Raw genomic sequence first — 12,095 nt, 5'->3', positions numbered from 1 at the left:
CATATCCCTCGTACAGGTCCCCGCACCGTCAACCGGGAAGCGGTCAGGAATTCACCGGACGGAATTACGCCGGCCGCACGCCACGATCATTCCTTCGTACCCGGGCCGCAGCGCGCCGCCCGGCATGCCGATGGGGGTGACCGTGACATCCTCCTCCGCGTACGGGGCGAGGGCGGCCCGGATCTCCGTACCGGTGACACTGCACGCGGGGAAGAACCGCTCACCCACCTTGTACCCCTGCGAGCCCTCCATGAAGGCGGCGGCGAAGGGCGCGCCCGGCGCCAGGGCGCGCAGGAAGCGCTCCACGCCGGTCTCGAATTCCCGGTGGGACGTCGACATCGACTCGGCGACGAAGAACATCGTCCCCAGGGACCACCGGCCCCGGAACCGGTCGAGCGAGAAGAGGTCGCCCTGCGCCACCTCGACGGTCTTACGGAACACGACCCGCGGGTCGTCGTCCTCCGCCAGCTCGCGGTAGGCGTCCCGCCCGCGCAGCACGTCCCAGAACTCGTCCCAGTGCGCGTCGTAGTGGGGCCGCTGGCCTTCGAGATACGCGATGTTGGCGGCGGAGCGCTCGAAGAGGGTGATGGTGTCGCACCACGGGAGCATCGAGAGCGCGGGGTAGAGGTTGGCGCCCGCGCCGACGTCGATCCCGTGAACAGGGCCGCCGGTCCCGGGAGCAGGGGCGCCGGTCCCGGGAACAGGGCCGCCGGATTTCTCACGGAAGGAGCGGAAGTAATCGCTGAAATGGTCCCGGACGAGGTGCAGAATCCGCGCGTCGTCGGACCGTAGAAAGCGATAATTGTGATCAACGTAGGCGGCGGAGTCGAACAGGTCCCAGGAGGCCTCGGCATTCAGCTCCTGTTCGGCCTCTCGCCGGGCTTCCCGCGCTGCCTCTGCTGATTTCCCGTCCGTGACGTCCGTGACGTCGGGCGACCTCGGATCCATCATTCAATGGTAGGGCCACAGCTCCCTCCGTGTCCCCCGCCGCGGACCCTCCGGGGTGACGGCACGTCAGCGAGGGCGCACGGGGGGCGCGCCGCGGCTTGCGCGCATTTCGGTCCTGATCCCGCCTTGAACGGTCAGATCGGGCGGGTGATGCTGGGTCAGGTTGTCACCCGTACGAGTGCCACGAGGGAGCCGCATGACCTCTCTGCCCCGCACCGTCCCCGGCCTTCCGCCCACCGTCCCCGGCCTTCCGCCCACCACCCCCGGCCTTCCGCGCACCACCCCCGGTCCTCCCCGCACCACCCCCGCCGCGACGCGCCTCGCCGCCCCCGACGGCCGGCCCCTGCGGCTGAGAGCGGTCACCGAGGACGACCTGCCCGAACTGCACCGCCTGGACAAGGAGATATTCAAGGCGCAGGCCTACCCGTACTTCGTCCTCAGGCAGTTCTACGACCTCTACCGCGACGAGCTGTTCGTCCTCGACGACGGCACCGCCTTCCACGGCTACGTCCTCGCGGGCACCAAGCCCGACAAGAGCCGCAGTTGGGTGCTGGGCCTGGCCATCCACCAGCAGTGGCAGGGCCTCGGCCTCGGCCGCCGGCTGATGGCCGAGGCCCTGCGCCGCCTGCGCGCGGAGGGCGTCGGCGAGGTCTGGCTCACCGTCGAACCCGCCAACACGCGGGCCATCAAGCTGTACGTGTCCCTGGGCTTCACCCGTGTCGCCCACCGGGACGACTACTTCGGCCCCGACGGGGACCGCGTACTGATGGCACTGCCCCTGACGGCCGAAGGGCTGTACCACCCCGACGAGGTGGTACAGCCCCTGGACGGACCAGACACACAAGACACACGAACGGACCAGTGAAACAGCCTCAGCCGCCGCACTGGCACGGCGCGCCCTGCTGACAGCCGCAACCGCAGCCCGAGCCGCAGCCGCACGCGCCGAGCAGCGGCAGGTGCACGACCCCCTCGTGGGGGGCCCTGGGAACCGGTGGCGCGTCCTGCTGCGGGTCGGTGGTGGGGGAATCGGCCATGGGATCCTCCTCAAAGGCGTACCGGATGCCGCCTCTTCCCATTGCACGCCCATCCCGGCGGTCGCATCAACGGCGCACCGGCAGCGCATCAGCGCAGGAGGGCTACGCGCCCTCCACGGGCGCCTCCGCCGTCTGGATCTCGTCCGCGTGCTCGCCCGTCACCAGGTAGACGACCCGCTTCGCCACCGACACCGCGTGGTCCGCGAACCGCTCGTAGTACCGGCCCAGCAGCGTCACGTCCACCGCCGTCTCGATGCCGTGCTTCCAGCGGTCGTCCATCAGGTGCTGGAACAGCGTCCGGTGCAGCAGGTCCATCTCGTCGTCGTCCTGCTCCAGCTCCAGCGCCAGGTCGACGTCCTTCGTGATGATGACCTCGGCGGCCTTCGCCATCAGGCGCTGCGCCAGCTGCCCCATCTCCAGCAGCGTGGTGTGCAGGTCGTGCGGCACCGGCGACTCCGGGAAACGGAGGCGCGCCTGCTTGGCGACGTGCTGGGCCAGGTCGCCCGCCCGCTCCAGGTCGGCGCTCATCCGCAGCGACGTCACCACGATGCGCAGGTCCGTCGCGACCGGCTGCTGCCGGGCCAGCAGGGCGATCGCCCTGGCCTCCAGGTCGTGCTGGAGCGTGTCGACCTTCTCGTCCGCGGCGATCACGCTCTCGGCGAGCCGCAGGTCGGCATCCAGCATGGCCGTGGTGGCCCGCCCTATGGCGGAACCGACCAGCCGGGCCATCTCGACGAGGTCTTCGCCTATCGAGTCCAGTTCCTCGTGGTACGCGTCCCGCATGGGGTAGTCCCTCTCTTGTACGTGCTTGTACGTGCTTGTACGTGCTCCGGGTCCGTACGTGCCTCTCAGGGCTCGTACGGGCTCACGCACGTGCCGCCGGGGGGCCGGGGCCGGGGCCCCACGGTCCCACGTTCTGTCCGTTACGCGTCCGGCGCCTCCCTCCCAAGTGAACCGGCACTATCCCCTCAGTGAACTCTGGGCGACGAGTGTTCGAGGAGACACCTCGAGTGCTGGGAGTCTGTCCGTACCCGCGCATAACCTGGGTCGCATGGACGTGAACGCGGCAGTCGCCGCATTGGCAGCGATCGCCGGGGTGTGCACCGGCGTGATCGCCATGCTGGCGTTTCGCTGGAGCGAACGCGACCAGGCCAGACCCACCCGCACCTCGCTGCACACGGACGCCGTCCTGCCCCCCGGGGTCGACACGGTCCTGTCCGTGCTCCGCTCCTCCGCGGTGGTCCTCGACGAGAGCGACTCCGTGGTCAAGGCCAGCTCGGCCGCCTACGCGCTGGGCCTGGTCAGGGGCGGCAAGCTCGCGGTCGAGCCGATGCTCCACATGGCCAGGGACACCCGCAGGGACGGCGAGATACGGCAGGTGGAGCTGGACCTCCCCCGGCGCGGTACGGGCCGGGGCGAGGCACTCGCGGTCTCCGCCCGGGTGGCCCCGCTCGGCTCCCGGCTGGTGCTGCTCCTGGTCGAGGACCTCACGGAGGCCCGCCGTATCGAAGCGGTACGGCGCGACTTCGTCGCCAACGTCAGCCACGAGCTGAAGACCCCGACGGGCGCGCTCTCCCTGCTCTCCGAGGCTGTCATGGACGCTTCGGACGACCCCGAGGCGGTCACCCGCTTCGCCGGGCGGATGCAGATCGAGGCGACCCGGCTCACCAATCTCGTACAGGAACTCATCGACCTCTCCCGGGTGCAGAACGACGACCCGCTGGAGGACGCCGAGCCGGTACGGGTGGACGAACTCGTCGCCGAGGCCATCGACCGGTCCCGGCACGCGGCGTCCACGAAGCAGATCACCATGGCCGCAGGAGGTACTGTCGATCTGCACGTATGGGGCAATCGCGGCCAGCTCGCCGCGGCCCTGGGCAATCTCGTCGAGAACGCCGTCAACTACTCCCCGGCCCGCACCCGCGTCGGCATCGCCGCGCAGAGGGTGAGCGCTCCCGGCGGGGACCTGATCGAGATAGCCGTGACCGACCAGGGCATAGGCATCTCCGAGAAGGATCGCGAGCGGGTCTTCGAGCGGTTCTACCGCGTCGACCCGGCACGCTCCCGCGCCACCGGTGGTACGGGGCTCGGCCTCGCCATCGTCAAACATGTGGCCGCCTCGCACGGCGGAGAGGTCACGGTGTGGAGCTCCGAGGGTCAGGGCTCCACCTTCACCCTGAGGCTGCCCGAGGCGGGCACCGTACGGGACCACAGAAAACCCGCCACGGACGACGATGACGACCAGGCCCCCTACGACACCGACACCGACTCCAGTCTCGCCCTTGATTCACCCACCGTGATTCCTGCCCCGGAGGTCCTTCCGTGACCCGAGTGCTCGTCGTCGAGGATGAGGAATCCTTCAGCGACGCCCTTTCCTACATGCTCCGCAAGGAAGGCTTCGAGGTCGCGATCGCGACCACCGGGCCCGCGGGGCTCGACGAGTTCGAACGCAACGGCGCCGACCTCGTCCTCCTCGACCTGATGCTGCCCGGCCTGCCGGGCACCGAGGTCTGCCGCCAGCTGCGCGGCAGGTCCAACGTCCCGGTGATCATGGTCACCGCCAAGGACAGCGAGATCGACAAGGTCGTCGGCCTGGAAATAGGGGCCGACGACTACGTGACCAAGCCCTTCTCCTCGCGGGAGCTGGTGGCCCGCATCCGCGCGGTGCTGCGCCGCAGGGGAGAGCCGGAGGAGGTCACGCCGGCGGCCCTGGAGGCCGGCCCGGTCCGGATGGACGTGGACCGCCACGTCGTCACCGTCTCCGGCGGCAAGGTCGACCTCCCGCTCAAGGAGTTCGACCTGCTGGAGATGCTCCTGCGCAACGCGGGCCGGGTCCTGACCCGGATGCAGCTGATCGACCGCGTCTGGGGAGCGGACTACGTGGGGGACACCAAGACCCTCGACGTGCACGTCAAGCGCCTGCGCGCCAAGATCGAGCCGGACCCGGGCGCGCCCAGATACCTGGTGACGGTCCGCGGCCTCGGCTATAAGTTCGAGCCGTAGACCGGCCCGGGTCGCGAGGCCCAGCCGTCCACGGTGAACTGTGGCGCCCCACCCTGCCCGGGTGGAGCGCCACAGCTGTGTACGGGGGTACGGGAGGTGCCGTCAGCCGGCCGAGCTGGACGCGGACGCCGAGTCCGACGGCTGCCCCGACTCAGGCTGCCCCGACTCCGGCTGACCGGACTCCGAGGCGGAGCCCGACTCCGTACCGGACGGGGATTCGGACGCGTCGGCGGCCGACGACTCCGATGCCGACGCCGAGGCGCTCGGGGACGGCTGCGTGCTCGGGCCGACGCCCTCGAAGAAGCTCTTCGCGGGGACGACGAGGGCACGCAGGCCCACGTCACCGGTGTCGCTGAACGAGAAGACGACCGGCTGGGCGTTCCCGTCCTTGGCGGCCTCGCGGCCGTCCTCGATCACCGCGGAGGCGTTGCCCTCGCCCCCGAGCCGTACCCAGCCGCCGTTGGGCGGCACGGTGACCGGGCCCTTGCCCTTGGCGGGGGAGAGCTTCACCGTCGCGCCGGTGCCCGGCAGCGTGATGGAGTCGAGGGTCTGCGCGGTGCGGCCGTTGTTGAAGACCGTGCCGGTCACGACCGCCGGGCCCGTCGCGTCGAGCTGGGGCTGGGTGACCAGGGTGGCGGCCTGGATGGTGATGTCACCGATGGAGGTGGCGGCGCTGTCCGGCTTGATGCCGAGCGTCTGGGCGTTGTTGCCCGCGCCACACGCGGTGAGCGAGGCAAGCGACAACACGAGGGCGGAAGCGGCGAACGTGCCGCGTCGAAGGCTGCGGCTCACGGCGGCGGCAACTCCTAGGACGTGTTGGGACGGAGGGGCGAGGACGGCTCAAGGTGTATCAGCGCGCTTAGGTTACCGAGGCGCCGACACCGCCCCGCACCCGACCCGCCTCCTGGGGGCACCGGTACGGGGACAGCTCCCTCCGCCGCTACGGGAACGGCCCCTCCTCCGGTACGGGAACGGCTCCTCCGCCGGTACGGGACGGCTCCCCGCGCCCGCATTCGATCGGCGTGTCCATGACGCTCTGTTCCCCTCGCTTCCCCTCGCTGATCACATGGTTTCCGCGCTGTTCACATAACGCCGGTGATCAATTCAGGCCGCGCCGCCGCACATTCTCCGGAATATCGTCCCGGAACCGGGGTGATCAAATTCAGAATCCGCCGCACAGGTGATCGGCAGCCGAACGGAGTACCGGAAGTTCACCGTCCTGAATCCGGCAAATCGGGACGTTAGTACCCGCTGGGGGGTGTCGCGCGGTCGGTAACGGGCGCGTTTCCGTACGCCCGCGCAGCGCCTCCGACCTGCGAATACCCGGTTCCGGAAGCCGTCCGCAGCACGTCCCTGGCGCTGTTGTCAAGCCCCGAGATGCGCCCTGACCTGCGAAAACACCATTCAGAAGGAGCCATTCTCGTGTTATCCTGGATAGCCACGGAAGGGGTACCTGTCACATGACGTTCAAGGTAGGCGACACCGTGGTCTATCCCCATCACGGGGCCGCGCTGATCGAGGCCATCGAAACTCGCCAGATCAAAGGCGTGGACAAGACCTACTTGGTGCTCAAGGTCGCCCAGGGCGACTTGACGGTACGTGTCCCGGCGGACAATGCGGAGTTCGTCGGCGTGCGTGACGTGGTCGGTCAGGAAGGACTGGACCGGGTCTTCGAGGTGCTCAGAGCGCCGTACGCGGAAGAGCCCACGAACTGGTCCCGTCGTTACAAGGCAAATCTCGAGAAGCTCGCCTCCGGTGATGTGATCAAGGTCGCCGAGGTCGTACGCGACCTGTGGCGCCGGGAGCGCGAGCGCGGACTCTCCGCAGGTGAGAAGCGCATGCTCGCCAAGGCGCGGCAGATTCTCGTGAGCGAGCTCGCTCTCGCGGAGAACACGAACGAAGACAAGGCCGAGGCTCTGCTCGACGAGGTACTCGCGTCCTGAAACGTGCGGCTCCTGTTCCACCACAACGTGCTCAGCCGCAACGTGCTCAACAGCAGTGAATGCCGTGGTGCCCGCTGACCAGCTCTGATGGAGAAGCTGCGTCGCCGGGCGCTGCGGCATGTCCGTACACCCGCATCCCGGCCGACACCCGGGTAACTCATCCCCCGTACACCCGCACCTGTCCTGGCGCGCGCCTGCCCACCCACGCGTGGGGTCGTACACCCACGCACCGGGTGCGGCTCGCCTCGACCGTGTCACGGAAGGGGCCGGTCAAGGCGTCGCGCCCGGCACGCTCTGGCCATACCCATGTCGGCCGCGGACACAAACCTGCCGGAGTGCAACCGATGTCAGACGAAGCCAGCCCCCACCGCACCGCCGCGGTCATCCCAGCGGCAGGCCGGGGCGTGCGGCTCGGCCCCGGCGCCCCCAAGGCGCTCCGCACGCTGGGCGGCACGCCCATCCTGATCCACGCCGTCCGCGCGATGGCCGCCTCCCGGGCGGTCTCGCTCGTGGTCGTGGTCGCCCCGCCGGACGGCGCCGCCGGGGTCAAGCACCTCCTGGACGAGCACGCGCTGCCCGCCCGTACCGACTACCTCGTGGTGCCGGGCGGCGAGACCCGCCAGGAGTCCGTACGGCTGGGACTCGACGCCCTGCCGCCGGGCATCACGACCGTCCTCGTCCACGACGCGGCCCGCCCGCTGGTGCCCGTCGACACCGTGGACGCCGTCATCGAGGCCGTACGGGACGGCGCGCCGGCCGTGGTGCCCGCGCTACCCCTCGCCGACACCGTCAAGCAGGTCGAGCCGCGCGAGAAGGGCGAGCCGGAGCCGGTCGTCGCCACACCCGAGCGGGCCACCCTGCGCGCCGTACAGACCCCGCAGGGCTTCGATCGCGCCACGCTGGAGCGCGCGCACCACACGGTGGCGGCGGTGGGTGAGGGCGCGACGGACTGCGCCGGTATGGTCGAGCGGCTCGGCACGCCCGTGGTGGTCGTCCCCGGCCACGAGGAGGCGTTCAAGGTGACCAGGCCGTTGGACCTGGTGCTGGCCGAGGCGGTTCTCGCCCGGAGGAGGGCCAACGATGGCTTCTGACGTACCCGTACCCCCGCTTCTGCCCCCGCTCCTGCCGCAGGTCGGCATCGGGACGGACATCCACGCCTTCGAGGAGGGCCGGGAGCTGTGGTGCGCGGGCCTGCTCTGGGAGAACGAGGGGCCCGGACTCGCCGGCCACTCCGACGCCGACGTGGTCGCCCACGCGGCCTGCAACGCGCTGTTCTCCGCGGCAGGCCTCGGCGACCTCGGCGCGCACTTCGGCACCGGACGCCCCGAGTGGTCAGGGGCGCCGGGCGTCACGCTTCTCACGGAGGCCGCCAGGATCGTCCGCGCGGAGGGATTCGCGATCGGGAACGTCGCCGTCCAGGTCGTCGGGTTGCGGCCGAAGATCGGCAAGCGCAGGGAAGAGGCGCAGAAGGTCCTCTCGGCGGCGGTGGGCGCGCCCGTGTCGGTCTCCGCGGCGACGTCCGACGGGCTCGGTTTCACCGGCCGGGGCGAGGGCCTGGCGGCGATCGCGACGGCGCTGGTGGTCCGTACGGCCTGATCGCGGCGGTCCCGAAATACGCCCGCGCTTCCCGGAGTTGAGGGATCGTCGACATGCTCCGCCCGTCAGCGGCAACATGCTCACCAGCACCGGTCACGTACTCAACAGGTTCAACAGGAGGCTCCCCCGCCATGTCAGCGACACTCTCGGACGCGCTCAAGAAGGTCCTCGACGGAAACGTCTTCGTCAGCATCGCCACCATCCAGCCCGACGGCAGCCCCCAGGTGTCCCCGGTCTGGGTGAAGCGCGACGGCGACGACATCCTGATATCGACCACGCTGGGCCGCCGCAAGGAGCTGAACCTGCGTCGCGACCCGCGTGTCACCGTCCTGGTGCACCCGGCCGACGCGCCGTACAGCTACGCGGAGATCCGCGGGACCTCGACCCTCACCGAGGAGGGCGGCCAGGAGCTGATCGACGAGTTGTCGGTGAAGTACACGGGCAAGCCGTACGGGGAGCAGAACCCGAACGCGCACCTCGACGCCCCGCGTGTGGTCGTACGGGTCACGCCCCGCAAGGTCGTCGGCGGCATCTGACCGGCCCGGTCGGCGCTCGGCCGGCGGTCGACCGACACCCGCGTCGCCGCCCGCCCGGCGCCCGCCCGCCGCGCGGGATTGTCACGCTTCGGTGACCCCGCGGCCCAAAGGGTCGCGGGGCACTACCCCAGGCGCACTACCCTTGTCGCGTGACTATTCGGCTGTACGACACCGGTGCCCGGCAGATCCGTGACTTCACCCCGCTCCTGCCGGGCTGCGTCTCGATCTACCTCTGTGGCGCCACCGTGCAGGCCGCGCCGCACATCGGCCACATCAGGTCGGGGCTGAACTTCGACATCATGCGCCGCTGGTTCGACTACCGCGGTTACGACGTGACCTTCATCAGGAACGTCACGGACATCGACGACAAGATCATCGCGAAGTCGGCCGACCAGGGCCGCCCGTGGTGGGCCATCGGGTACGAGAACGAGCGCGCCTTCAACACCGGCTACGACGTCCTCGGCTGCCTGCCGCCCACGTACGAACCGCGCGCGACCGGCCACATCCCCGAGATGCTCGAGATGATGCGCGGCCTGATCGAACGGGGTCACGCGTACGAGTCGGAGGGCAACGTCTACTTCGACGTGCGCTCCTTCCCCGGCTACCTCCAGCTCTCCAACCAGGACCTGGACGACCTGCGCCAGCCCTCCGGCGAGGGCGAGACCGGCAAGCGCGACCAGCGCGACTTCGCCATGTGGAAGGCCGCCAAGCCCGGCGAGCCCAGCTGGGAGACGCCCTGGGGGCGCGGCCGGCCCGGCTGGCACCTGGAGTGCTCGGCGATGGCCCACAAGTACCTGGGCCCGGCCTTCGACATCCACGGCGGCGGCCTCGACCTGATCTTCCCGCACCACGAGAACGAGATCGCGCAGGCCAAGGGGTACGGCGACGAGTTCGCCCGGTACTGGGTGCACAACGCCTGGGTCACCATGAGCGGCGAGAAGATGTCGAAGTCGCTCGGCAACTCGGTGCTCGTCTCCGAGATGGTCAAGCACTGGCGCCCGATCGTCCTGCGCTACTACCTCGGGACCCCGCACTACCGCTCGATGATCGAGTACAGCGAGGAGGCCCTGCGCGAGGCCGAGTCCGCGTTCGCGCGGATCGAGGGCTTCGTGCAGCGTGTGGTCGAGAAGGCGGGCGGGGCCGTGGAGCCCGCCGCCGAGGTGCCGCCGGCCTTCGCCGAGGCGATGGACGACGACATGGGGGTCCCGCAGGCCCTCGCGATCGTCCACACGACCGTACGACAGGGCAATTCGGCCCTCGCCGCCGACGACAAGGAAGCGGCCGTCGCCCGGCTCGCGGAGGTACGGGCCATGCTCGGCGTCCTCGGCCTCGACCCGCTCGACCCGCACTGGTCCGGCGGGGAGACCGACCGGGGTGAGGATCTGCACGGCGTGGTCGACACCCTCGTACGACTGGTCCTCGACCAGCGCGAGGCGGCCCGGGGCCGTAAGGACTGGGCCTCGGCCGACGCCATCAGGGACCAGCTCCAGCAGACCGGCCTCGTCATCGAGGACGGCCCGTCCGGCCCCCGCTGGACGCTGGGGCCACGCTGAACCCCGTCCCCACGAGGGCCATGAGTGTGCCGCCCGGGACGACCGGGCGGCACACTTACGTACCCTGTTACAGATATGAATGCCGCGTACGCCGCGTACGCCGTCCGAAGCACGACGCAGAGCACGACGCAGAGCACCTCTGAAAGCAACGAAACAGGTAGGTCATGGCCGGGAACAGCCAGCGCAGGAACCGCCGCACGTCCAACAAGAAGGGCGCGCAGGTCGGCAGCGGTGGCAAGCGACGCCGCAGCCTGGAAGGCAAGGGACCGACGCCGCCCGCGTCCGCACGCAAGGGCCATGTCCAGAACCGCGGCGCCAACGCCAAGGCCAAGCTGACCGCGCGCCGCCAGGTCGCCCGCCGGGGCGGCAAGGGCACGAGCGAGATGGTCGTCGGCCGCAACCCGGTCTTCGAGGCGCTGCGCGACGGGGTGCCGGCGTCGATGCTGTACGTCCAGCAGTTCATCGACAACGACGAGCGCGTCCGGGACGCGCTCCAGCTCGCGGCGGACCGCGGGGGCATCCACCTCATGGAGGCGCCCAAGCCGGAGCTGGACCGGATGACGAACGGCCTGAACCACCAGGGCATGGTGCTCCAGGTCCCGCCGTACGAGTACGCGCACCCGGACGACCTCGCGACCGCCGCCTTCGACGACCACGAGGACCCGCTGATCGTGGCCCTCGACGGCGTCACCGACCCGCGGAACCTGGGCGCGGTCGTCCGCTCCGTCTCGGCGTTCGGCGGGCACGGCGTGGTCGTACCGGAGCGGCGCGCCGCCGGGATGACGGCGGGCGCCTGGAAGTCCTCGGCGGGCGCGGCGGCCCGCACGCCGGTCGCTCGCTGCACGAACCTGACCCGCACCCTGGAGGCGTACCGCAAGGCGGGCCTCACGATCGTGGGCCTGGCGGCGGACGGCGAGGCGGAGGTGGGCGACCTCGCGGCGCTCGGGGGCCCCGTGGTCATCGTGGTGGGCAGCGAGGGCAAGGGCCTGTCCCGCCTGGTCGGCGAAACATGCGACTTCCGTGTCCGGATCCCGATGCCGGGGGGCGCGGAGTCCTTGAACGCGGGGGTGGCGGCGGGGGTGGTCCTGTACGAGGCGTCGCGCCGCAGGGCGTCGCGGTGACCGCGTGCGGGTGACCGGCCTGGCGGCCCTGCTTTTGTCCTCAATCGCCGGACTGGCTTGGTTTGTGGCGTCTGCCCGGTGCCGGGGCGCGGCTTACTGATTGTCCTCAATCGCCGGACGGGCTTGATGGTGCCCGCTGCGGCCCGGCCTTTATCCGCGGGTTGTTGCCGGGGGCCGGGCAGGGGCCGTGTCCTGCACTGCATGTTTTACGTCGCGTTCAGGACCTCCGAACATTCACGGTAGTCACGCGACACAAAACACGCTTTACGTTCCGGACACGACCCCTGCCCGTCCCCCTTCCAGGCCCGCGTCAAGACAAATCCAGCCCGTCCGGCGTTTGAGGACATCCTTGACCCGCACC

General features: G+C 70.2%; 13 protein-coding genes. 9 read left to right on the top strand and 4 right to left on the bottom strand.

What is annotated here, in order from left to right; genetic code table 11:
• Nucleotides 1-51: 51 nt before the first annotated feature.
• Entirely contained in the window at nt 52-948 is an 897-nt protein-coding gene (locus GT042_RS15295) for an SCO2525 family SAM-dependent methyltransferase (RefSeq protein WP_237530819.1), read from the bottom strand.
• Nucleotides 949-1,144: 196 nt separating this feature from the next.
• Here GT042_RS15295 and GT042_RS15290 point away from each other — a divergent pair, with 196 nt between their 5' ends.
• Nucleotides 1,145-1,813, top strand: a complete 669-nt coding sequence (locus GT042_RS15290) for an N-acetyltransferase (protein ID WP_237530818.1) — start codon at nt 1,145-1,147, stop codon at nt 1,811-1,813.
• A gap of 7 nt (nt 1,814-1,820) precedes the next feature.
• Here GT042_RS15290 and GT042_RS38185 read toward each other — a convergent pair whose 3' ends face one another.
• Nucleotides 1,821-1,982 carry a hypothetical protein gene (locus tag GT042_RS38185; RefSeq protein ID WP_202532797.1) on the bottom strand — a complete coding sequence of 54 codons (162 nt, stop codon included), beginning with the start codon at nt 1,980-1,982 and terminating at the stop codon, nt 1,821-1,823.
• A 102-nt stretch (nt 1,983-2,084) separates the two neighbouring features.
• Nucleotides 2,085-2,765 (bottom strand): phosphate signaling complex protein PhoU, encoded by a 681-nt coding sequence (gene phoU / locus GT042_RS15285; protein WP_161309255.1) that lies wholly within the window; start codon nt 2,763-2,765, stop codon nt 2,085-2,087.
• A gap of 268 nt (nt 2,766-3,033) precedes the next feature.
• Here phoU and GT042_RS15280 point away from each other — a divergent pair, with 268 nt between their 5' ends.
• Both GT042_RS15280 and GT042_RS15275 read left to right on the top strand, forming a co-directional pair.
• Entirely contained in the window at nt 3,034-4,308 is a 1,275-nt protein-coding gene (locus GT042_RS15280) for an ATP-binding protein (RefSeq protein ID WP_161309254.1), read from the top strand.
• Nucleotides 4,305-4,985: a response regulator transcription factor gene (locus GT042_RS15275; protein ID WP_046498012.1), complete on the top strand. Its 681-nt coding sequence runs from the start codon at nt 4,305-4,307 to the stop codon at nt 4,983-4,985. The genes GT042_RS15280 and GT042_RS15275 overlap by 4 nt, the downstream gene beginning before the upstream one ends.
• Before the next feature lie 102 nt (nt 4,986-5,087).
• Here GT042_RS15275 and GT042_RS15270 read toward each other — a convergent pair whose 3' ends face one another.
• Complete coding sequence (locus tag GT042_RS15270) at nt 5,088-5,777, bottom strand: DUF461 domain-containing protein (protein ID WP_161309253.1); 690 nt, start codon at nt 5,775-5,777, stop codon at nt 5,088-5,090.
• 668 nt (nt 5,778-6,445) lie between these two features.
• Between GT042_RS15270 and GT042_RS15260 the strand changes: the two genes are divergently transcribed.
• The 6 genes from GT042_RS15260 (at nt 6,446) to rlmB (ending at nt 11,734) form a co-directional block, all read left to right on the top strand.
• The gene (locus GT042_RS15260; protein ID WP_006380568.1) at nt 6,446-6,928 is read left to right on the top strand and encodes a CarD family transcriptional regulator; all 483 of its coding nucleotides are present in this window, start codon (nt 6,446-6,448) and stop codon (nt 6,926-6,928) included.
• Nucleotides 6,929-7,272: 344 nt separating this feature from the next.
• On the top strand, nt 7,273-8,019 hold the full coding sequence (gene ispD / locus GT042_RS15255) for a 2-C-methyl-D-erythritol 4-phosphate cytidylyltransferase (RefSeq protein ID WP_161309252.1): 747 nt from the start codon (nt 7,273-7,275) through the stop codon (nt 8,017-8,019).
• The gene (ispF, locus tag GT042_RS15250) at nt 8,009-8,524 is read left to right on the top strand and encodes a 2-C-methyl-D-erythritol 2,4-cyclodiphosphate synthase (RefSeq protein WP_161309251.1); all 516 of its coding nucleotides are present in this window, start codon (nt 8,009-8,011) and stop codon (nt 8,522-8,524) included. The genes ispD and ispF overlap by 11 nt, the downstream gene beginning before the upstream one ends.
• A 131-nt stretch (nt 8,525-8,655) precedes the next feature.
• A complete protein-coding gene (locus GT042_RS15245) occupies nt 8,656-9,060 on the top strand; it encodes a PPOX class F420-dependent oxidoreductase (protein WP_161309250.1) in 405 nt (134 codons plus the stop codon).
• A gap of 149 nt (nt 9,061-9,209) precedes the next feature.
• Nucleotides 9,210-10,613 (top strand): cysteine--tRNA ligase, encoded by a 1,404-nt coding sequence (gene cysS / locus GT042_RS15240; protein WP_161309249.1) that lies wholly within the window; start codon nt 9,210-9,212, stop codon nt 10,611-10,613.
• Between the two features lie 164 nt (nt 10,614-10,777).
• Nucleotides 10,778-11,734, top strand: coding sequence for a 23S rRNA (guanosine(2251)-2'-O)-methyltransferase RlmB (gene rlmB, locus GT042_RS15235; RefSeq protein ID WP_161309248.1), 957 nt, complete (start codon nt 10,778-10,780; stop codon nt 11,732-11,734).
• Nucleotides 11,735-12,095: the final 361 nt, after the last annotated feature.

Origin of the sequence: Streptomyces sp. SID3212, from assembly GCF_009865405.1 — a bacterium.
Taxonomy (GTDB): domain Bacteria; phylum Actinomycetota; class Actinomycetes; order Streptomycetales; family Streptomycetaceae; genus Streptomyces.
Note: the sequence above shows the minus strand (reverse complement) of the source record. Positions and strands in the feature narration are given on the sequence as shown.